Genomic DNA, 20,171 nt, shown 5'->3' with positions numbered 1-20,171 from the left:
AACGTGGGGAGTGTGGCCAGGTCGAAAATGGTCGGGCTCCTGTCAGGGGGCAGTCAGGTCAATCGCTAAGACCTTGTACCCGGACGCGCGCCGTTCCGCTACGGAGCATGCCGATTTTTTCTGCGGCGGCCCGTGACAGGTCGATCAGGCGGCCGCGTGTGTGGGGCCCGCGGTCGTTGATGCGGACCACCACGCTACGCTGGTTGGCAAGGTTGGTGACCAGTACACGGCTGCCGAACGGCAGGCTTCGGTGGGCGGCGGTGAGGCCGTGCTGGTTGAAGGCTTCGCCGCTGGCGGTGCGGTTGCCATGGTGGCGGGAGCCGTAATAGGAGGCGGTGCCGGTCTTGTCGTATCCGCGGGGGTCGATGTCGTGGCTGGCGCAGCCGGCCAACAGTGAGAAGAGGGCAAAGGTGGCGAGGGGGCGTTTTAGCAAGTCGATGCTCCGGTGCTGCCAGTGGGGCCGCTGTGCGGCCCGTCGCGGATCATCCCCAGCCTGTGGAAGGGGGTGATCCGCGAACGAGGGCAAAGCCTCGCAGGGCTACAAGGGTGAAACAATCACCCTTCGAGCTTGGCCTTGAGCAATTGGTTCACTTGCCCCGGGTTGGCCTTGCCTTTCGATGCCTTCATCGCCTGGCCGACGAAGAAGCCGAACATCTTGCCGCGCTTGGCCTCGTCGGCGGCGCGGTACTGTTCGACCTGTTCGGCGTTGGCGGCCAGTACCTCGTCGAGCATCTTGTCGATCGCGCCGGTGTCAGTGACCTGCTTGAGGCCTTTGCTTTCGATGATGCTGTCGGCATCGCCTTCACCGGCGGCCATTGCTTCGAACACAGTCTTGGCGATCTTGCCGCTGATGGTGTTGTCGCGGATACGCAGCAACATGCCACCGAGTTGCTCGGCGCTGACCGGCGCCTGGTCGATCTCGATACCCAGCTTGTTCAGCAGGCTGCCCAGCTCGACCATGACCCAGTTGGCGGCCAGCTTGGCGTCGCCGCCGATCTTGACCACCTGTTCGAAGTAGTCCGCCTGCTCGCGGCTGGACGCCAGCACGTTGGCGTCGTAAGCCGACAGGCCGTATTGGCTCTGGAAGCGCTCGACTTTCTGCGGCGGCAGCTCCGGCAGGCCGGCGCGGACGGTTTCGAGGAAGCTGTCCTCGATGACCACCGGCAGCAGGTCCGGGTCGGGGAAGTAACGGTAGTCGTTGGCCTCCTCCTTGCTGCGCATGGAGCGGGTCTCGTCCTTGTTCGGATCGTACAGGCGGGTTTCCTGGATGACCTTGCCACCGTCCTCGATCAGGTCGATCTGGCGCTGGATTTCGCTGTTGATCGCACGCTCGATGAAGCGGAACGAGTTGACGTTCTTGATTTCGCAGCGGGTGCCGAACTCGGTCTGGCCTTTTGGCCGGATCGATACGTTGCAGTCGCAGCGCAGCGAGCCTTCGGCCATGTTCCCGTCGCAGATGCCCAGGTAGCGCACCAGTGCGTGGATCGCCTTGACGTAGGCGACCGCTTCCTTGGCGCTGCGCATGTCAGGCTCGGAGACGATTTCCAGCAGCGGCGTGCCGGCACGGTTCAGGTCGATACCGGTGGAACCGCTGAAGTCTTCGTGCAGGCTCTTGCCGGCGTCTTCCTCAAGGTGCGCACGGGTTACGCCGATGCGCTTGATGGTGCCGTCCTCCAGGGCGATGTCCAGGTGGCCCTTGCCGACGATCGGCAGGTCCATCTGGCTGATCTGGTAGCCCTTGGGCAGGTCGGGGTAGAAGTAGTTCTTGCGTGCGAACACGTTGCGCTTGCCGATTTCGGCATCGATCGCCAGGCCGAACATGCAGGCCATGCGCACGGCTTCCTGGTTCAGCACCGGCAATACGCCGGGCATGCCCAGGTCAACCAGGCTGGCCTGGGTGTTCGGCTCGGAGCCGAAGGTGGTGGCGCTGCCGGAGAAGATCTTCGACTGGGTGGCCAGCTGGGTATGAATCTCCAGCCCGATCACAACTTCCCATTGCATGTGTGAATTCCTCAGAAGCCGTTGGGGGCGCGGGTGTGCCAGTCGGTGACTTGCTGGTAGCGGTGCGCGACGTTGAGCAGGCGGCCTTCCTGGAAGTACGGGGCCAGCAGCTGTACGCCGACCGGCAGGCCATCGACGAAACCGGCTGGCATCGACAGGCCCGGCAGGCCCGCCAGGTTGGCGGTGATGGTGTAGACGTCTTCAAGGTAGGCGGCGACCGGGTCGCTGTTCTTGGCGCCGAGCTTCCAGGCCGGGTTTGGCGTGGTCGGGCCGAGGATCAGGTCGACGCCTTCGAAGGCGGCCATGAAGTCGTTCTTGATCAGGCGGCGGATCTGCTGCGCCTTGACGTAGTAGGCATCGTAGTAACCCGCCGACAGGGCATAGGTGCCGACCATGATGCGCCGTTGTACTTCGGCACCAAAGCCTTCGCCACGGGAGCGCTTGTACAGGTCGGTCAGGTCCTTGGGCTCTTCACAGCGATAGCCGAAGCGCACACCGTCGAAACGCGACAGGTTGGAGGACGCCTCGGCAGGCGCGATCACGTAGTACGCCGGGATGGCATGCTGCATGTTCGGCAGGCTGATTTCCTTGATCACCGCGCCGAGCTTTTCCAGTTCCTTGACGCTGGCCTGTACCCGTTCGGCGATGCGCGGGTCGAGGCCGGCACCGAAGTATTCCTTCGGCAGGCCGATGCGCAGGCCTTGCAGCGAGGCGTTAAGGTTGGCGCTGTAGTCCGGTACCGGCTCGTCGATGCTGGTGGAGTCCTTGGCATCGAAACCGGCCATGCCTTGCAGCAGCAGGGCGCAGTCCTCGGCGGTGCGGGCCAGCGGGCCGCCCTGATCGAGGCTCGAGGCGTAGGCGATCATGCCCCAGCGCGAAACACGACCGTACGTCGGCTTGAGGCCGGTGAGGTTGGTCAGTGCTGCCGGCTGACGGATCGAACCGCCGGTGTCGGTGCCAGTGGTGACCGGCAGCAGGCGCGCCGCCACGGCCGCCGCCGAACCGCCGGACGAGCCACCTGGCACGTGCTCGAGGTTCCACGGGTTCTTCACCGCGCCATAGTGGCTGGACTCGTTGGCCGAGCCCATGGCGAATTCGTCCATGTTGGTCTTGCCCAAGGTGACCATGCCGGCTTCGGCCAGTTTGGCGACCACGGTCGCGTCATACGGCGCCTTGAAGTTGTCGAGCATCTTCGAGCCGCAGCTAGTACGCACGCCGTTGGTGCAGAACAGGTCTTTGTGGGCGATCGGCGCACCCAGCAGCACGCCCACCTCGCCAGCGGCGCGGCGGGCGTCGGCGGCACGGGCCTGGCTCAGGGCCAGCTCCTCGGTGACGCTGATGAAGCTGTTCAGTTGTGGGTCGAGCTGCTTGATACGCGCCAGCAGGGCGCCGGTCAGCTCTTCGGAGGAAAACGACTTGTCGGCGAGTCCGCGGGCGATCTCGGCCAGGGTCAATTGATGCATGGCAGGCTCTATCCCTTACTCGATGACTTTGGGAACCAGGTACAGACCGCTTTCGGTCGACGGCGCGATGGCTTGGTAGGCATCGCGCTGGTTGCTTTCGGTGACCTGGTCGGGGCGCAGGCGCTGGCTGGCCTCCAGGGGGTGGGCCAGGGGCTCGATGCCAGTGGTGTCGACCGCTTGCATCTGGTCGACCAGCCCGAGAATGCTGTTCAGTGCATCGGTAATGCGTGGCAGTTCGCCTTCATTCAGGCCCAGGCGGGCCAGATGGGCGATCTTTTCCACGTCGCAGCGTTCAAGCGCCATGGGAATCTCCAGGGGAAACAAAGAACGGAATAGGGTCCGTGATGAGGAACATGTCGGCATTCTGGCGGTCATACGGCCGCGATCATCTGCTGGCTTGCTCGGAAAAACGACCAATTTAACATATTGGCTCCTTGCCCAAAATCCCTGCCATTGTTAGAGTTTGCCGCACTTTTTTACCCACGCTTTCCCCAGGGTCACTTTCCCATGTTCAAGAAACTGCGTGGCATGTTTTCCAGCGATCTTTCCATCGACCTGGGTACTGCCAACACCCTTATTTACGTGCGTGAGCGCGGTATCGTCCTGAATGAGCCCTCGGTTGTTGCCATCCGTACCCACGGCAACCAGAAAAGCGTCGTGGCCGTCGGTACCGAAGCCAAGCGCATGCTGGGCCGTACGCCTGGCAACATTGCCGCCATTCGTCCGATGAAGGACGGCGTCATCGCCGACTTCAGCGTTTGTGAAAAAATGTTGCAGTACTTCATCAACAAGGTTCACGAAAACAGCTTCCTGCAGCCCAGCCCTCGCGTGCTGATCTGCGTGCCGTGCAAGTCGACCCAGGTAGAGCGCCGCGCCATTCGCGAGTCGGCCCTGGGGGCCGGTGCCCGTGAAGTGTTCCTGATCGAAGAGCCGATGGCAGCGGCCATCGGTGCCGGCCTGCCGGTGGAAGAAGCCCGTGGTTCGATGGTCGTCGATATCGGCGGTGGTACCACCGAAATCGCCCTGATCTCGCTGAACGGTGTGGTCTATGCCGAATCCGTACGCGTTGGCGGCGACCGCTTCGACGAAGCCATCGTCACCTACGTGCGCCGCAACTACGGCAGCCTGATCGGCGAGTCCACCGCCGAACGCATCAAGCAGGAAATCGGCACGGCCTACCCGGGCGGCGAAGTGCGCGAAGTCGATGTCCGTGGCCGTAACCTGGCCGAGGGCGTGCCGCGTGCCTTCACCCTGAACTCCAACGAAGTGCTCGAGGCCCTGCAAGAGTCTCTGGCGACCATCGTTCAGGCGGTCAAGAGTGCCCTGGAGCAATCGCCGCCGGAGCTGGCCTCCGATATCGCCGAGCGTGGCCTGGTGTTGACCGGTGGCGGCGCGCTGCTGCGTGACCTCGACAAGCTGCTGGCTCAGGAAACCGGCCTGCCGGTGATCGTCGCCGAGGATCCGCTGACCTGTGTCGCCCGTGGCGGCGGTCGCGCCCTGGAGATGATGGACAAGCACGCGATGGACCTGCTCTCCAGCGAGTGATAATCGCAGCGATCGAGCGCCCGGTTTACAGGTAGCACGCGCAGTGCTACCTGTATGTGCTGGGCTGGCGTCCGTTCGGGCGTCGTTTCCGTCAACCCGCAACCAGGCTGGTGCGTTGTCCCATGTCCAATGACCTCCTGAGTCGTCCACGAGGAACGGCCCATTAAACCGCTTTTCTCCAAGGGCCCTTCGCTGGGCGTTCGCCTGCTCGTCTTGGTGGTGCTGTCGGTCGCGCTGATGGTGGTCGACGCGCGCTTCGACGTGCTCAAGCCCGTGCGCAGCCAGATGGGCCTGGTGCTGATGGAGTCGTACTGGATCACCGACCTGCCGCAGCGCATGTGGCAAGGCGTGGCGGGCCAGTTCGGCAGCCGTACCGAACTGATCGCGGAAAACGAGAAGCTCAAGACCGAGGCCCTGCTGCTGCAGGGGCGCCTGCAGAAGCTGGCGGCCCTGACCGAGCAGAACGTGCGTCTGCGTGAGCTGCTCAACTCGTCGGCCCTGGTCAACGAGAAGGTCGAGGTGGCCGAGCTCATCGGTGTCGACCCCAACCCGTTCACCCACCGCATCCTGATCAACAAAGGCGAGCGCGACGGCGTGTTCCTGGGCCAGCCGGTGCTCGATGCCCGTGGCCTGATGGGCCAGGTGGTCGAACTGATGCCCTATACCTCACGGGTACTGCTGCTCACCGACACCACCCATAGCATCCCGGTGCAAGTCAACCGCAACGGCCTGCGCGCCATCGCCAGCGGCACCGGTAACCCGGAGCGTCTGGAGCTGCGCCATGTGGCGGACACCGCCGACATCAAGGAAGGCGACCTGCTGGTCAGTTCAGGCATGGGCCAGCGCTTCCCGGCAGGCTATCCGGTGGCCACGGTCAACGAGGTGATCCACGATTCCGGCCAGCCGTTCGCCATTGTGCGCGCCATCCCCACCGCGGCGCTTAACCGCAGCCGCTACATGCTGCTGGTGTTCAGCGACCGGCGCACGCCGGAGCAGCGTGCAACCGAGGCGGCGATTGCCCAGGAAGAGGCCGATCGCAAAGGCGCCGAAGGCAGTGGCCAGCCTGCCGCCAGTGGCGCGCACGAGGCACCGGCCAGTGCGCCGGCCGCCGCCCCTGCAGCCCCTGCCAGCCCCGCCGCCGCCGCGCCAGCGGCGCCCGCTCAACCCCGGAGGCAATGATGGCCAAATCGCGCCGCAACCACGGCTGGGTCATCTGGCTGACGTTCGCTATCGGCCTGCTGCTCAGCGTCTCGCCGATGCCTCAGTTCCTGGAAATGTTCCGGCCCATGTGGCTGGCGCTGCTGGTGTCGTTCTGGACCCTCATGGTGCCGAACAAGGTCGGCATGACCACCGCGTTCATGCTGGGGCTGGCCGAGGACGTGCTGTATGGCACCCTGCTTGGGCAGAACGCCCTGATCCTCACCCTGATCACCTTCCTGGTACTGTCCCTGCAGCAGCGCCTGCGCATGTTCCCGATGTGGCAGCAGAGCCTGGTGATCCTGGTGATCTTTGGTATCGCTCAATTGATCCAGCTGTGGCTCAGCGCGCTTACCGGCAATCGCTTGCCCACCCTGGCCCTGGTGTGGTCGGCGGTGATCAGTGCCTTGCTCTGGCCATGGATCAGCTATGCCCTGCGCGATTTGCGCCGGCGCTTGCATATCAACTGACGGCGCTGCCGCCACTGACAGGGAGATGTCTGCATGAAACCACTTTACCTGGCCTCCGGCTCACCCCGTCGTCGCGAACTGCTGACCCAGATCGGCGTGCCGTTCAGCATCACCAGTGCCCCCATCGATGAAACCCCCTTGCCCGATGAAAGCGCCGTGGCCTATGTCGAACGCCTGGCGCGGGCGAAAGCCGAAGCCGGCCTTGCCAGTGTTGGCGGGCCGGCAGTGGTGCTGGGGGCAGACACTGCGGTGGTGCTCGATGGTCGTATTCTCGGCAAACCGGAAAACCGCGAACATGCCCTGGCCATGCTGGGCGACCTGGCCGGTCGCGAGCATCAGGTGCTGACGGCAGTAGCGCTGAGCGATGGGCAGTGCTGCCTGAGTGTCTGCGTGACCAGCAAGGTGCGTTTTCGCCCTATCAGCGTCGAAGAGGCCCAGCGCTACTGGGCCAGTGGCGAACCGGCGGACAAAGCCGGCGGCTACGCTATTCAAGGCCTGGGCGCGGTGTTCGTCACCGGCCTCCAAGGCAGCTACTCGGCAGTGGTCGGCCTGCCCCTGAGCGAAACGGCCGAACTGCTCGCTCAATTCGGTATTGCCTGCTGGCAGGTACCGGCGCTTTTGCCTGAGGTAACAAACCAGCAGTAGCCAGCCCGGCACCCGCGATCCATCATTACCGAAGACCTTTGACGAGAGCCTGCCATGAGTGAAGAGATCCTGATCAACATCACCCCGATGGAGTCACGTGTGGCGGTGGTGGAAAACGGGGTGCTGCAGGAAGTGCACGTCGAGCGCACCCTGCGCCGTGGCATTGTCGGCAATATCTACAAAGGCAAGGTAGTCCGCGTGCTGCCCGGCATGCAGGCGGCGTTTGTCGACATCGGCCTTGAGCGCGCTGCGTTCATTCATGCTTCGGAAATATCCCAGCGAGAAGGCTCGGCGGTAGAAACCATCACCGCACTGGTGCATGAAGGCCAGGCCTTGGTGGTGCAGGTGACCAAGGACCCGATCGGTACCAAGGGCGCCCGCCTGACCACGCAGCTGTCGATCCCCTCGCGCTACCTGGTGTACATGCCGCGCAGCAGCCATGTCGGTATTTCCCTGAAAATCGAAGACGAAGCCGAGCGTGAACGCCTCAAACAGGTGGTCAGCAACTGCATGGACAGCGAGGACATCAAGGACGCCGGTGGTTTCATCCTGCGTACCGCCGCCGAGGGCGCGCGCGCCGAAGAGATCCTGCAGGACATCCGCTACCTGCGCCGTCTGTGGGAGCAGATCGGCAGCCAGATCAAGACCTGCGGCGCTCCTACGGTCATTTACGAAGACCTCGGCCTGGCGCTGCGTACGTTGCGGGACCTGGTCAACCCGAAGATTGAGAAAATCCGCATCGATTCGCGGGAAACGTTCCAGAAAACCACGCAGTTCGTTGCCGAACTGATGCCGGAGATCGCCGACCGGCTGGAACATTACCCCGGCGAGCGACCGATCTTCGACCTGTATGGCGTCGAGGATGAAATCCAGCGTGCACTGGAGCGCAAGGTACCGCTCAAGTCTGGAGGCTACCTGGTGGTCGACCCCGCCGAGGCGATGACCACCATCGACGTCAACACCGGTGCATTCGTTGGCCACCGCAACCTCGAAGAGACCATCTTCAAGACCAACCTCGAAGCGGCCACGGCCATTGCCCGGCAACTGCGCCTGCGCAACATCGGCGGGATCATCATCATCGACTTCATCGACATGGAAGACGAAGAGCACCAGCGTCAGGTGCTGCGTACCCTGGAAAAGCAGCTCGAGCGAGATCATGCCAAGACCAACATCATCGGCATCACCGAGCTGGGGCTGGTGCAGATGACTCGCAAGCGCACCCGCGAAAGCCTCGAGCAGGTGCTGTGCGAGCCCTGCGTGGCTTGTCAGGGCCGCGGCAAGCTGAAAACCCCAGAAACAATCTGCTACGAAATCTTCCGCGAGATCCTCCGTGAAGCCCGTGCCTATCAGGCCGAGGGCTATCGGGTGCTGGCCAACCAGAAGGTGGTCGACCGTCTGCTCGACGAAGAGTCAGGTAATGTGGCCGAGCTGGAAGCTTTCATCGGCCGAACCATTCGCTTCCAGGTCGAGTCGATGTATTCGCAGGAACAATACGATGTGGTGCTGCTCTGAGGCTTCTTGACGCGCGCCATTTGATGGCTGGGCTGGCAAAAACGGCCCAGGCAGCCATCATGGATAAACGAACCGGAGGGCCGTGGCCATGGGACGTCTGACCCGCGTTCTTGTTGCCTTGACCCGTTGGGGACTAGGGATCTGCGCCTTGCTGGCAGTGCTGGTGGCGGTTTACGTCAGCCTCGGGCGCGAGCTGGTGCCGTTGGTGGCCGAGTACCGTGCAGACGCCGAACAGAAGGCCGAGCAGGCGTTAGGCATGCCGGTGCATGTCGGTGCCCTGGAAGGGCGCTGGAGTGGCCTGGCGCCGGTACTGCGGGTGCGTGACCTGCAACTGGGCGAGGGCGCTGCTGCTCTGCGCCTGGATGATGTCAGGCTGGTGCCCGATCTGTGGGCGAGCCTGACCTCCCGCGAGCTGCGCCTGGCGCATATCCAGCTCTCGGGGTTGCAACTGATCCTGCGTGAGAACGAGCAGGGCGAATGGGCCCTGGAAGGCCTGCCGAAAAAAGACGACGCGCCGCTGGACCCGGCCGAGCTGCTGCAGCGCCTGCGCCAATTGGGGCGCATTGATGTGTTCGACAGCCAGGTCACCCTGCAGCCCTGGCAGCGTGACCCGTTGACGCTTACCTGTGTCAGCCTCGGCCTTAAAGCCGGCACCTCGCGCCAGGCCCTGGACCTGCGCGCGACCTTGCCCGATGGCCAGCCCATGGCGCTCAACCTGCGCAGCAGGGCAACGGCCAAGGCCTGGCGCGACGGCCAGTTCGAGGCTTATCTAAGCCTGCCACAAAGCGACTGGGCACGCTGGTTGCCGCCACGGCTTCTCGGCCAATGGCATGCGGATGCACTGCGCGCCGGAGGCGAGTTCTGGGTCGACTGGCGCAAAGGCCAACTGCAGCAGGCAGCGGTCCGACTCAACGCCCCACAGCTGCGGGGTGCCTATGCCGAGCGTAAAGCTGTCACGCTGGATAACCTGGCCATGTCGGCCTGGCTGCAGCGCCAGGACCAGGGCTTCGATGTGGTGGTCGATTCGCTGGCTGCCAACATTGGCAAGGCCCGTTGGGAGTCGCACCTGCAGGTGCGCCAACGCATGGGTGAAGACCCCTCGGCCGAGCGCTGGCAGGTGCAGGCAGACCGCCTCGACCTCACGCCACTCACCCCGCTGATCAATGCCCTGGCGCCGCTGCCAGAAAAACTCATGACCGTGGTCGATGCCTTGAACGTCACTGGCGCGCTGCGCAATGTGCGTCTTGAAGTGCGGCCCAAGGCCGAAGGCGACCAGCGTTTGCAGTTTGCCGCCAACCTGGAAAAGGTCGGCTTCGATGCCTACCATGGCGCCCCGGCTGCAGGCAATGTGAGCGGCAGTATCAGCGGCGATCTGGGGCACGGCGAGCTGTGTCTGGATACCGACGCATTCATGCTGCACCTCTACCCGATCTTCGCCAAACCCTGGCATTACCAGAAAGCCAACGCGCGCCTGACCTGGGCGCTCGACAAGGACGGCTTCACCCTGATCGCCCCTTACCTGAAGGTACTGGGTGAAGAGGGCAAGATTGCCGGGGATTTCCTGATTCGCCTGCTGTTCGCCGAAGGCACCGAGAGCTATATGGACCTGCGCGTCGGCCTGACCGAAGGTGATGGCCGTTACACAGCCAAATACCTGCCCGAGGTGCTCAGCCCGGCCCTGGATGAATGGCTGCGCAGTGCCATCGTCAAAGGCAATGTGGACCAGGGCTATTTCCAGTACCAGGGTTCGCTCAACCACGGTGCTTCGCCGCAGGCGCGCAGTATCAGCCTGTTCTTCAAGGTGCACGACGCTGCTTTGGACTTCCAGCCTGGCTGGCCACAGGTGCAGCATGTCGAGGGTGATGTGCTGATCGAAGACAGCGGCGTGCGCATCAAGGCCAGAAAAGGCCTGTTGCTGGGTACTCAGGTCAGCGATGTCAGCGTCGACATTCCCCATGTCGATGGCGATCAGCACAGCCACCTGTACCTTGATGGCGATTTTGACGGCAGCCTTGGCGATGGCTTGAAGATTCTCAAGCAGGCGCCGATTGGTACCGAGGAGATCTTTGCCGGTTGGGAAGGCGAGGGGCCGCTCAAGGGGCGCGTCAAGCTCGATATCCCCTTGGCCCATGGCGAGCGGCCGAAGGTGCTGGTCGATTTCGCCACCAACGATGCCCGCTTGAAGGTGGCGCCGCCCAGCCTGGAGCTAAGCCGCCTCAAAGGCGAGTTCAGTTTCGACCTGGACAAGGGGCTCAGTGGCCGGGACATCGCCCTACAGGCGTTCGGCAAGCCCGTCACTGCGCAGATCACCGCCCAAGGGCAGCCAGGGCAGATGCAGACGCGCATCAGTGCAAGCGGCCAGGTATCGCTCAAGGCCCTGACCGACTGGTTGCAGTTCAAGCAGGCGTTGCCTGCTTCGGGTGACTTGCCCTACCAGTTGCAGCTCAATCTGGGGAGCAGTGACAACAGCCTGAGCGTGAACTCGTCGCTCAAAGGCCTTGCCATCGACCTGCCGGCCCCGTTTGGCAAGGCTGCGGCGGATACCCGAGACAGCCGTTTCAGCATGAACCTGCAAGGCACCCAGCGGCGCTTCGATGGAGCCTACGCCGAGCTTGCGCGCTTTGCCTATGCCGCACCCGCCGACAACTTGGCCCAGGGCCGTGGTGAGTTGCTGCTGGGGACTGGACAGGCGCAGGTCCCTTCCGGCCAAGGCTTGCGTGTACGCGGGCGGTTGCAGAGCCTGGACCTGGCGCCCTGGCAAGAGCAGATGTCGCGCCTGGGCGGTGATGACCCAGGCGGCAGTGCCCGTCAGACCCTGCAGAGCGTCGACTTGAGCATTGGCCAACTGAAGGCCTTTGGCATGGACCTGAACCAGGCGGTGGTACGCATGGCCCGTGGCGGCCCTGCCTGGGATCTGCGGCTGGACAGCAGGGAAGTCATCGGTAACGCGCGCCTGCCCGACGCCAAGGGTGCGGCGATGACGGTGCGCTTGCAGACCCTGCGCCTGCCTGCCGCTGACCCCGCCGAAGCGCAAGCGGAGGAGGGCCCTGACCCGCTGGCCTCTTTCGATCCGCGTAAGGTGCCGGCGTTGGACCTGACCATCGACAAGCTGTATCGCGGTGATGATCTGTTCGGCAAGGTTGCTCTGAAACTCCGGCCGACCGCCCGCGGCGTGGCGGCGCAGGACATCGACCTGGACCTCAAGGGGCTACACATCGACGGTAGCGGCGCGTGGGAGGGTAACCCGGGTGCCACCAGCAGTTGGTACAAGGGACGCCTGGATGGCAAGAACCTGGGTGACGTGCTTGAGGCCTGGGGCTTCGCCCCCACCGTGACCAGCCGCGATTTTCGCCTGGATGTGGACGGTCGCTGGCCTGGCTCACCTGCCTGGGTCGGCCTCAAACGCTTCTCTGGCAGCATGGATGCGGCGTTGCGTACAGGGCAGTTCGTCGAGGTGGAAGGTGGGGCCCAAGCCCTGCGAGTGTTCGGCCTGCTCAATTTCAACTCCATTGGCCGCCGCTTGCGCCTGGACTTTTCCGACCTGTTCGACAAAGGCCTGGCCTATGACCGGATCAAAGGTCTGCTGGTGGCCAGTGACGGTGTCTACGTGACCCGTGAGCCGATCGCCGTTACTGGGCCATCGAGCAATTTTGAGCTCGACGGCACTTTGGACCTGGTTCGTGACCGGGTCGACGCCAACCTGCAGGTATCACTGCCAGTGACCAACAACCTGCCGCTGGCGGCGCTGATCGTCGGTGCACCGGCGGTCGGCGGGGCGCTGTTCCTGGTCGATCGGCTGATCGGCGACCGGGTTTCGCGCTTTGCCAGTGTGCACTATCGGGTCGAAGGGCCGTGGAAAGAGCCTAGAATCACCTTTGTGAAACCCTTCAACAAATAGTGTCAGGAGCGCCCATGAAGGTAGCGGTAATCCAGATGGTCAGCCAGGACGATGTGCTGGCCAACCTGCAACGCGCGGGCGCCCTGCTTGAACAAGCCGCATACGGCGGCGCACGGCTGGCGGTACTGCCAGAAAACTTCGCGGCCATGGGCCGCAAGGACGCTGCCGCAATTGGCCGGGCAGAGGCGCTGGGTGAAGGGCCGATCCTGCCGTGGTTGAAACGCACGGCTCGCGACCTCAGATTATGGATAGTGGCCGGCACATTGCCGTTGCCGCCTGCCGCCCAGCCCGATGCCAAGGCCCATGCCTGTTCGCTGCTGATCGACGAGCACGGCGAAGTGGTTGCGCGGTACGACAAGCTGCACCTGTTCGATGTCGACGTGGCCGATAACCGTGGCCGCTACCGTGAGTCCGACGACTATGCCCATGGCGCTCGCGTAGTGGTGGCTGACACGCCGGTGGGGCGCCTGGGGTTGAGTGTTTGTTATGACCTGCGTTTCCCCGAGCTGTACAGCGCTCTGCGCGGCGCCGGTGCGCAACTGATTACGGCACCGGCCGCGTTTACTGCGGTCACAGGGGCAGCGCATTGGGAAGTGCTGATTCGTGCACGCGCCATCGAGACCCAATGTTATGTCCTGGCCGCCGCGCAGGGTGGTACCCATCCAGGCCCACGGGAAACCCACGGGCATGCGGCGATCGTCGACCCTTGGGGGCGGATCGTCGCCGAACAGGCGCAAGGCGAAGCGGTATTGCTCGCCGAGCGTGACAGTGATGAACAGGCGTCCATTCGGGCGCGCATGCCGGTTGCCTCGCACCGGCGCTTTTTCTCGCAGGACGCCTTGCGGCCTGCGCACACCTCGGAGTGACTATGAGCCAGATGTTATCCACCGTCAGCGAGCAGCTCCTGGCCCCAGGCGGACTGACCCTGGACAGCCTGCAGGCTGTGCTGGGGGAGTTGGCAGGCCCGGGCATCGACGCCGCCGACCTGTACTTCCAGGGCCAGATCTCGGAAACCTGGGCGCTGGAGGACGGCATCGTCAAGGAGGGTAGCTTCAACCTCGACCAAGGCGTGGGCGTGCGTGCCCAGTCGGGTGAGAAAACCGGTTTTGCCTACAGCAACGCCATCAACCATGAAGCACTGACCTCGGCGGCACGTGCCGCCCGTTCGATTTCCCGTGCTGGCCAGAATGGCACGGTCCAGGCCTTCCGCAGCCAGGATGTAACGGCCTTGTATGCGCCAGACAACCCACTGGATGTCCTCAGCCGTGCCGAGAAGGTCGAGCTGCTAAAGCGCGTCGATGCCGCTACGCGGGCGCTGGATCCGCGTATCCAGCAGGTCAGCGTGAGCATGGCCGGGGTCTGGGAGCGCATTCTGATTGCAGCCGCTGACGGCAGCCTGGCGGCCGATGTGCGGCCGCTGGTGCGCTTCAATGTCAGTGTCATCGTCGAACAGAATGGCCGCCGTGAGCGCGGCGGCCAAGGTGGCGGCGGGCGTACCGACTATCGCTTCTTCACCGAGGAGCGGGTCATGGGCTATGCCCGTGAGGCACTGCGCCAGGCCTTGGTGAACCTGGAAGCGATCCCTGCGCCTGCTGGCACCTTGCCGGTAGTGCTGGGCTCCGGCTGGTCGGGGGTACTGTTGCATGAAGCGGTGGGCCATGGCCTGGAAGGCGACTTCAACCGCAAGGGCAGCTCCGCCTTCAGTGGCCGTATTGGTGAAAAAGTCGCATCGAGCCTGTGCACCATCGTCGACGACGGCACCCTCGAAGGCCGTCGTGGCTCGCTGAGCGTTGACGACGAAGGCACGCCGACCGAATGCACCACGCTCATCGAGAACGGTGTGCTCAAGGGCTACATGCAGGACAAGCTCAATGCGCGCCTGATGGGCATGGCCGTGACCGGCAATGGCCGTCGAGAATCCTACGCTCATCTGCCGATGCCACGCATGACCAACACCTACATGCGTGCCGGCGAAAGCGATCCGCAGGAAATCATCGCGTCGGTGAAGAAGGGCATCTACTGCGCCAATCTCGGCGGCGGCCAGGTAGATATCACCAGCGGCAAGTTCGTGTTCTCCACCAGCGAAGCGTATCTGATCGAAGACGGCAAGATCACTGCTCCGGTGAAGGGCGCGACGCTGATCGGCAATGGCCCTGAGGCAATGAGCCGGGTGTCGATGGTCGGCAACGACCTGGCGCTGGACAGTGGCGTGGGGACGTGTGGCAAGGATGGGCAATCGGTGCCGGTTGGGGTAGGGCAGCCGACCTTGAAGCTGGACGCGATCACCGTCGGTGGTACCGGCGCCTGATGGCCTTCAGGGCCTGCGTGGGAGCGGGCTTGACCTGTGCAGAAAGCGACCCGGTGCTGGCTGGCACCGGCTTCGCCGAGGGTTGCGGGACAGGCCCGCTCCCCGAGGGGTTGCGTACCGACCTGTCAGCGCAGGCCGCGCTGCAATTCATCGAGGTCGCGGATGTACTTGAACACCTTGCGCGCAGCGGCAGGCGGTTTGTTCCGCGCTTTCTCGTGTTGCGCGTGACGGATCAGCGAACGCAGTTGCTGACGGTCGGTTTCGGGGTACTCGTTGACGAAGCGCTCAAGGTCTTCGTCATTACCGTCGATCAGGCGGTCACGCCAGCGTTCCAGGTTGTGGAAGCGCTCGTTGTACTGGCGGCTGGAGCTGTCGATCTGCTCGAGTACCGCGTGGATGGCGTCCAGGTCCTGGTCGCGCATCAGCTTGCCGACGAACGACATGTGGCGTTTGCGTGCGCCATGGGCAGTGTGCTTGGAGGCGTCGGCCAGCGCCTTGCGCAGTTCGTCGGTCAGCGGCAGGCGTGCCAGGGTATCGGCCTTGACCGTGGTCAGTCGCTCGCCGAGTTCGACCAGTGCATGCAGTTCGCGCTTGATCTGGGTTTTGCTTTTTTCGCCGTCGAAGGCGTCGTCGTATGAATCAACCATGGTGGCAGTCCGCTAGAAATCGCCGCCATGATAACCAGTCGGGGGCCGCTTGTCCGGCCCGGTCGTAGAATGACCCCTGCCGAACGCAGAATTTGAGTGGAGAAAACCATGAGTGCAGTCCAGAGCGTAGGCCCGAAGGACCTGCCAGTGTTGCAGGAACAGGTCGAAGCGATCATCGCCGAGGCGCGCCAGCAGGGCGCCAGTGCCTGCGAAGTGGCGGTGTCGCTGGAGCAGGGCCTGTCCACCACCGTACGCCAGCGTGAGGTCGAAACGGTTGAGTTCAACCGCGACCAGGGCTTTGGCATCACCCTCTATGTTGGCCAGCGCAAGGGGTCGGCCAGCACCTCGGCCAGTGGCCCGGAAGCAATTCGTGAAACCGTTGCCGCCGCATTGGCGATTGCCAAGCACACCTCCGAGGACGAGTGCGCGGGCCTGGCCGACGCGGCGCTGATGGCCCGTGAAATCCCGGACCTCGATCTCTATCACGACTGGGATATCGAGCCAGAGAAGGCCATCGAAATGGCGCTGGCCTGCGAGGCTGCGGCATTTGACGCCGACAAGCGCATTCTCAACGCTGATGGCACGACCCTCAATACCCACCAGGGTTGCCGTGTGTACGGCAACAGCCATGGGTTCATCGGCGGTTATGCCTCGACTCGGTACAGCCTGAGCTGCGTGATGATCGCCGAGGGCGAAGGGCAGATGCAGCGGGATTACTGGTATGACGTAAACCGTCAGGGCAACCTGCTGGCCGACCCGCGCAGCATCGGCCTGCGTGCCGCCCAGCGTGCCGCCAGCCGTCTTGGCGCACGCCCGGTGAAGACCTGCGAGGTACCGGTACTGTTCTCTGCCGAGCTGGCCGGTGGCCTGTTCGGCAGCTTCCTGTCGGCCATTTCCGGCGGCAACCTGTACCGCAAGTCGTCGTTCCTTGACGGTGCCATCGGGCAACGGCTATTCCCCAGCTGGCTGACCCTTGACGAGCGCCCGCACATTCCACGCGCGCTGGGCAGCGCCGCGTTCGACGATGATGGGCTGGCTACCTATGCCAAGCCCTTCGTCGACAAAGGTGAGCTGGTGTCCTATCTGCTGGGTACCTATTCAGGGCGCAAGCTGGGGCTACCTAGCACAGCGAATGCCGGTGGCGTGCATAACCTCTACGTCACCCATGGCGTGGAAGACCAGGCAGCACTGATCCGTCGCATGGGGCGCGGGTTGCTGGTGACCGAGTTGATGGGCCATGGCCTGAACATGGTGACCGGGGATTATTCCCGTGGGGCGGCGGGCTTCTGGGTCGAGAACGGCGAGATCCAGCATGCCGTTCAGGAGGTGACCATCGCCGGTAATATGAAAGACATGTTCCAGCAGATTGTCGCGATTGGTAGCGATCTTGAAACCCGCAGCAATATTCATACGGGATCGGTACTGATCGAGCGCATGACTGTCGCCGGTAGCTGATCCTTTCACGTTGTAGACTGATTTGCATAACCCGGCCCTCGCGCCGGGTTTTTTACTTTCGTCGCACCCCTCTTGAAGTGATTCTAGTTATCACTTAATAATGAATATCATTATCCAGTAACCCCGGCGATGATGTTCATGAAACCCGTCCTGCGCGAACTGCCTTACCTGGAAAACTGGCGCTGGCTCAGCCGGCGCATCCGCTGTGCGCTCGAACCTGATGAGCCGCGCCTGATCGAGCACTACCTGGCCGAGGGCCGCTACCTGGTGTGCTGCACCGAAACTGCGCCATGGACGGTGGCACTCACCTCCTTCCGCCTGCTGCTCGATACCGCGTGCGACCGCATGCTTCCCTGGCATTGGCGCTGTCAGTGCCTGGACCAGGCCTGGCGGCCGTTGCTCGACCTGCGCAACCTCGATCGCCGCGAACACAACCAGCGCTGGCAGCCCTATGCCCTGCAACTGGCCAATTGCCGGTTGTTGCCGTCGATTTCTCCCGATGAACTGATGCAAGGATTTGATGATGAGTGATACCCGTATCGAGCGTGACAGCATGGGTGAACTGCAGGTGCCGGCCCAGGCCCTGTATGGTGCCCAGACCCAGCGCGCGGTCGACAACTTCCCAATCAGCGGCCAACGTATGCCAGCCCAGTTCATTCGTGCCCTGTTGCTGGCCAAGGCCGCTGCTGCCAAGGCCAATATCGAGCTGGAGCAGATCTCGGCAGGGCAGGGCCAGGCGATCGTCCAGGCGGTGGAGCAACTGCTGGCCGGCGATTTCATCCCGCACTTCCCGGTCGATGTATTCCAGACTGGCTCCGGCACCAGCTCGAACATGAACGCCAACGAGGTGCTCGCCACCTTGGCCAGCCGAGTGCTCGGCGAGCCGGTCAATGCCAACGATCACGTCAACTGTGGCCAGAGCAGCAACGACATCATCCCGACCACTATCCATGTCAGCGCCGCGTTGGCGCTGCACGAGCAGTTGCTGCCTGCACTGGGCCACCTGGTTCAGGTGATCGAAGCCAAGTCGGTGCAAGTGCGCCAGTACGTGAAGACGGGCCGTACTCACCTGATGGATGCCATGCCGGTGCGCATGAGCCAGGTGCTTGAGGGTTGGGCTGCACAGGTCAATGCTGCCAAGGGGCATCTCGAAGCGATCCTGCCGAGCCTGCAAGCCCTGGCTCAAGGGGGGACCGCTGTGGGCACCGGAATCAACGCCCATCCGCAGTTTGCCGCGGGTTTCGCACGTCAACTCAGTGCCTTGACCCAGGTCAAGTTCACCCCGGGTGAGAACCTGTTCGCCCTCATCGGCTCTCAGGACACCGCCGTAGCGCTGTCCGGGCAACTCAAGACGACCGCCGTGGCGCTGATGAAAATCGCCAACGACCTGCGCTGGATGAACTCAGGCCCATTGGCAGGTCTTGGAGAAATCGAGCTGCAAGGGTTGCAGCCTGGCTCCTCGATCATGCCGGGCAAGGTCAACCCGGTCATTCCCGAGGCCACTGCCATGGTTGCCGCTCAGGTCATCGGCAACGACGCGACCATCGCCGTGGCAGGCCAATCGGGCAACTTCGAGCTCAACGTGATGTTGCCGGTGATCGCCCGCAATCTGTTGGAGAGCATCGAGCTGATGGCCAATGCCAGCCGCCTGTTGGCCGACAAGGCCATTGCAACCTTCAAGGTCAACGAAGGCAAGCTCAAGGAAGCCTTGGCGCGCAACCCGATCTTGGTCACAGCGCTAAATCCGATCATCGGCTACCTCAAGGCCGCGGAGATCGCCAAGACCGCCTACAAGCAAGGTCGCCCGATCATCGATGTGGCGCTTGAGCACACCGATCTGTCGCGTGATCAGCTCGAGGCGCTGCTGGACCCGGAAAAACTCACCGCCGGCGGAATCTGACCCGCGTCAGCGCGCATGAGTCATCAGCGCGCAGGAGGAACGTCATGCAGCACTGGAAACGCACCACTGAAACCGCCAATCGCCTGTTCGAGCAGGGTGAGCTGGTCGATGCTCGCGAACACTATCTGCAAGCGCTGGCCTTGGCCCAAGTGCTGTTCGAGCGCTGGCATGACGTCGATGAAGCGGTGGCGGCATTTGTCATTGCCCACCACAACCTGGCGGACCTGCACCTGCGCCTGAACCAGCCGCACGAGAGTGCCGATTACTTGTGCGCTGCTCACCAGCGCTTGCTGCAAGCCAGCCAGGAGCCCCGCCTGGCGCAGCCGTTGCGAGATGCCGCACTGCGTCACAGCGGGCGAACCTACACCGAGCTCCTGAGTTTCATCGCCGAGTACGGCCAGTATCCGCGAACCGAGCGCCTGCTCAACCGCCACGTGCCAGCCGCCAGTGAACTGGCAGCCCAGCCGGGCCTGGCATCCAGCCCTCAAGCCTACGGAATCCATTGATATGCCCCATACCTTGCCTGCATTGCCTTACGCCTACGATGCGCTGGAGCCGCACATCGATACCCAGACCATGGAGATTCATCACACCAAGCATCACCAGACCTATGTCAACGGCCTCAATGCTGCCATCGAAGGTACCGAGTGGGCCGAATGGCCGGTCGAAAAACTCGTCGGCGCAGTCAAGCAACTACCCGAGGCCCTGCGCAGTGCGGTGACCAACCACGGTGGTGGCCACGCCAACCACTCACTGTTCTGGACGGTCATGTCGCCGCAAGGGGGTGGTCAGCCACAGGGCCAGGTGGCCGACGCCATCGACACAGGGCTGGGTGGTTTCGAGGCATTCAAGGACGCCTTCACCAAAGCTGCGCTGACCCGCTTCGGCAGCGGCTGGGCCTGGCTCAGCGTCACCCCGGAGAAGCATCTGGTGGTGGAAAGCAGCGGCAACCAGGACAGCCCGCTGATGCACGGCAACACGCCGATCCTCGGCCTGGATGTGTGGGAGCATGCCTACTACCTGAAGTATCAGAATCGTCGCCCGGAATACATCGGTGCTTTCTACAACGTCATTGATTGGGCGGAAGTGGAACGTCGTTATCTCGAAGCCTTGAAGTGAGTCGACCCGGT

The 20,171-nt window shown here is 63.3% G+C and carries 18 protein-coding genes; 13 read left to right on the top strand and 5 right to left on the bottom strand.

Annotated features, from left to right (window positions below):
• Positions 1–58: 58 nt before the first annotated feature.
• The 4 genes from APH34_RS10250 to gatC form a co-directional block, all read right to left on the bottom strand.
• Entirely contained in the window at positions 59–433 is a 375-nt protein-coding gene (locus APH34_RS10250; RefSeq protein WP_054901054.1) for a septal ring lytic transglycosylase RlpA family protein, read from the bottom strand.
• A 122-nt stretch (positions 434–555) separates the two neighbouring features.
• A complete protein-coding gene (gatB, locus tag APH34_RS10245; protein ID WP_054901053.1) occupies positions 556–2,001 on the bottom strand; it encodes an Asp-tRNA(Asn)/Glu-tRNA(Gln) amidotransferase subunit GatB in 1,446 nt (481 codons plus the stop codon).
• Between the two features lie 11 nt (positions 2,002–2,012).
• Entirely contained in the window at positions 2,013–3,464 is a 1,452-nt protein-coding gene (gatA, locus tag APH34_RS10240; RefSeq protein WP_054901052.1) for an Asp-tRNA(Asn)/Glu-tRNA(Gln) amidotransferase subunit GatA, read from the bottom strand.
• Positions 3,465–3,479: 15 nt separating this feature from the next.
• Positions 3,480–3,767 (bottom strand): Asp-tRNA(Asn)/Glu-tRNA(Gln) amidotransferase subunit GatC, encoded by a 288-nt coding sequence (gatC, locus tag APH34_RS10235; RefSeq protein WP_054901051.1) that lies wholly within the window; start codon positions 3,765–3,767, stop codon positions 3,480–3,482.
• Between the two features lie 204 nt (positions 3,768–3,971).
• Here gatC and mreB point away from each other — a divergent pair, with 204 nt between their 5' ends.
• The 8 genes from mreB to tldD all read left to right on the top strand — a co-directional run bounded on the left by mreB (position 3,972) and on the right by tldD (position 15,039).
• Positions 3,972–5,009: a rod shape-determining protein MreB gene (gene mreB / locus APH34_RS10230; RefSeq protein WP_003255163.1), complete on the top strand. Its 1,038-nt coding sequence runs from the start codon at positions 3,972–3,974 to the stop codon at positions 5,007–5,009.
• A 192-nt stretch (positions 5,010–5,201) separates the two neighbouring features.
• Positions 5,202–6,188: a rod shape-determining protein MreC gene (mreC, locus tag APH34_RS10225; protein WP_371263303.1), complete on the top strand. Its 987-nt coding sequence runs from the start codon at positions 5,202–5,204 to the stop codon at positions 6,186–6,188.
• A complete protein-coding gene (gene mreD / locus APH34_RS10220) occupies positions 6,188–6,676 on the top strand; it encodes a rod shape-determining protein MreD (protein ID WP_054901050.1) in 489 nt (162 codons plus the stop codon). The genes mreC and mreD overlap by 1 nt, the downstream gene beginning before the upstream one ends.
• 33 nt (positions 6,677–6,709) lie before the next feature.
• Positions 6,710–7,321 carry a nucleoside triphosphate pyrophosphatase gene (locus APH34_RS10215; protein ID WP_054901049.1) on the top strand — a complete coding sequence of 204 codons (612 nt, stop codon included), beginning with the start codon at positions 6,710–6,712 and terminating at the stop codon, positions 7,319–7,321.
• A gap of 54 nt (positions 7,322–7,375) precedes the next feature.
• Positions 7,376–8,833, top strand: a complete 1,458-nt coding sequence (rng, locus tag APH34_RS10210; protein WP_054901048.1) for a ribonuclease G — start codon at positions 7,376–7,378, stop codon at positions 8,831–8,833.
• A gap of 88 nt (positions 8,834–8,921) precedes the next feature.
• Positions 8,922–12,731 (top strand): YhdP family protein, encoded by a 3,810-nt coding sequence (locus APH34_RS10205; protein WP_054901047.1) that lies wholly within the window; start codon positions 8,922–8,924, stop codon positions 12,729–12,731.
• 14 nt (positions 12,732–12,745) lie between these two features.
• A complete protein-coding gene (locus APH34_RS10200) occupies positions 12,746–13,597 on the top strand; it encodes a carbon-nitrogen hydrolase family protein (RefSeq protein WP_054901046.1) in 852 nt (283 codons plus the stop codon).
• 2 nt (positions 13,598–13,599) lie between these two features.
• Positions 13,600–15,039, top strand: a complete 1,440-nt coding sequence (gene tldD / locus APH34_RS10195; RefSeq protein ID WP_054901045.1) for a metalloprotease TldD — start codon at positions 13,600–13,602, stop codon at positions 15,037–15,039.
• A gap of 125 nt (positions 15,040–15,164) precedes the next feature.
• Here tldD and yjgA read toward each other — a convergent pair whose 3' ends face one another.
• Positions 15,165–15,686 (bottom strand): ribosome biogenesis factor YjgA, encoded by a 522-nt coding sequence (gene yjgA / locus APH34_RS10190; protein ID WP_054901044.1) that lies wholly within the window; start codon positions 15,684–15,686, stop codon positions 15,165–15,167.
• Between the two features lie 108 nt (positions 15,687–15,794).
• Between yjgA and pmbA the strand changes: the two genes are divergently transcribed.
• The 5 genes from pmbA (at position 15,795) to APH34_RS10165 (ending at position 20,160) form a co-directional block, all read left to right on the top strand.
• Complete coding sequence (gene pmbA / locus APH34_RS10185) at positions 15,795–17,141, top strand: metalloprotease PmbA (RefSeq protein WP_054901043.1); 1,347 nt, start codon at positions 15,795–15,797, stop codon at positions 17,139–17,141.
• Between the two features lie 129 nt (positions 17,142–17,270).
• Positions 17,271–17,672 carry a FagA protein gene (locus APH34_RS10180; RefSeq protein WP_082422766.1) on the top strand — a complete coding sequence of 134 codons (402 nt, stop codon included), beginning with the start codon at positions 17,271–17,273 and terminating at the stop codon, positions 17,670–17,672.
• Complete coding sequence (locus APH34_RS10175; protein WP_054901042.1) at positions 17,665–19,041, top strand: lyase family protein; 1,377 nt, start codon at positions 17,665–17,667, stop codon at positions 19,039–19,041. Before APH34_RS10180 ends, APH34_RS10175 begins: the two co-directional genes overlap by 8 nt.
• A 44-nt stretch (positions 19,042–19,085) precedes the next feature.
• The gene (locus APH34_RS10170) at positions 19,086–19,547 is read left to right on the top strand and encodes a hypothetical protein (protein ID WP_054901041.1); all 462 of its coding nucleotides are present in this window, start codon (positions 19,086–19,088) and stop codon (positions 19,545–19,547) included.
• A 1-nt stretch (position 19,548) separates the two neighbouring features.
• Positions 19,549–20,160 (top strand): superoxide dismutase, encoded by a 612-nt coding sequence (locus APH34_RS10165; RefSeq protein ID WP_054901040.1) that lies wholly within the window; start codon positions 19,549–19,551, stop codon positions 20,158–20,160.
• Positions 20,161–20,171 lie beyond the last annotated feature (11 nt).

The sequence above is a fragment of the Pseudomonas sp. NBRC 111131 genome (assembly GCF_001320525.1).
GTDB classification, from domain to species: Bacteria; Pseudomonadota; Gammaproteobacteria; order Pseudomonadales; family Pseudomonadaceae; genus Aquipseudomonas; species Aquipseudomonas ceruminis.
The sequence above is the reverse complement of the archived record's forward strand: the minus strand, read 5'-3'. Positions and strand labels throughout refer to the sequence as shown.

What these genes read in the sequence shown, in the direction of transcription:
- gatB (WP_054901053.1), bottom strand. Translation starts at nt 2,001, where the DNA reads ATGCAATGGGAAGTTGTGATCGGGCTGGAGATTCATACCCAGCTGGCC.
- gatA (WP_054901052.1), bottom strand. Translation starts at nt 3,464, where the DNA reads ATGCATCAATTGACCCTGGCCGAGATCGCCCGCGGACTCGCCGACAAG.
- gatC (WP_054901051.1), bottom strand. Translation starts at nt 3,767, where the DNA reads ATGGCGCTTGAACGCTGCGACGTGGAAAAGATCGCCCATCTGGCCCGC.
- mreB (WP_003255163.1), top strand. Translation starts at nt 3,972, where the DNA reads ATGTTCAAGAAACTGCGTGGCATGTTTTCCAGCGATCTTTCCATCGAC.
- mreD (WP_054901050.1), top strand. Translation starts at nt 6,188, where the DNA reads ATGGCCAAATCGCGCCGCAACCACGGCTGGGTCATCTGGCTGACGTTC.
- APH34_RS10215 (WP_054901049.1), top strand. Translation starts at nt 6,710, where the DNA reads ATGAAACCACTTTACCTGGCCTCCGGCTCACCCCGTCGTCGCGAACTG.
- rng (WP_054901048.1), top strand. Translation starts at nt 7,376, where the DNA reads ATGAGTGAAGAGATCCTGATCAACATCACCCCGATGGAGTCACGTGTG.
- APH34_RS10205 (WP_054901047.1), top strand. Translation starts at nt 8,922, where the DNA reads ATGGGACGTCTGACCCGCGTTCTTGTTGCCTTGACCCGTTGGGGACTA.
- APH34_RS10200 (WP_054901046.1), top strand. Translation starts at nt 12,746, where the DNA reads ATGAAGGTAGCGGTAATCCAGATGGTCAGCCAGGACGATGTGCTGGCC.
- tldD (WP_054901045.1), top strand. Translation starts at nt 13,600, where the DNA reads ATGAGCCAGATGTTATCCACCGTCAGCGAGCAGCTCCTGGCCCCAGGC.
- yjgA (WP_054901044.1), bottom strand. Translation starts at nt 15,686, where the DNA reads ATGGTTGATTCATACGACGACGCCTTCGACGGCGAAAAAAGCAAAACC.
- pmbA (WP_054901043.1), top strand. Translation starts at nt 15,795, where the DNA reads ATGAGTGCAGTCCAGAGCGTAGGCCCGAAGGACCTGCCAGTGTTGCAG.
- APH34_RS10180 (WP_082422766.1), top strand. Translation starts at nt 17,271, where the DNA reads ATGATGTTCATGAAACCCGTCCTGCGCGAACTGCCTTACCTGGAAAAC.
- APH34_RS10175 (WP_054901042.1), top strand. Translation starts at nt 17,665, where the DNA reads ATGAGTGATACCCGTATCGAGCGTGACAGCATGGGTGAACTGCAGGTG.
- APH34_RS10170 (WP_054901041.1), top strand. Translation starts at nt 19,086, where the DNA reads ATGCAGCACTGGAAACGCACCACTGAAACCGCCAATCGCCTGTTCGAG.
- APH34_RS10165 (WP_054901040.1), top strand. Translation starts at nt 19,549, where the DNA reads ATGCCCCATACCTTGCCTGCATTGCCTTACGCCTACGATGCGCTGGAG.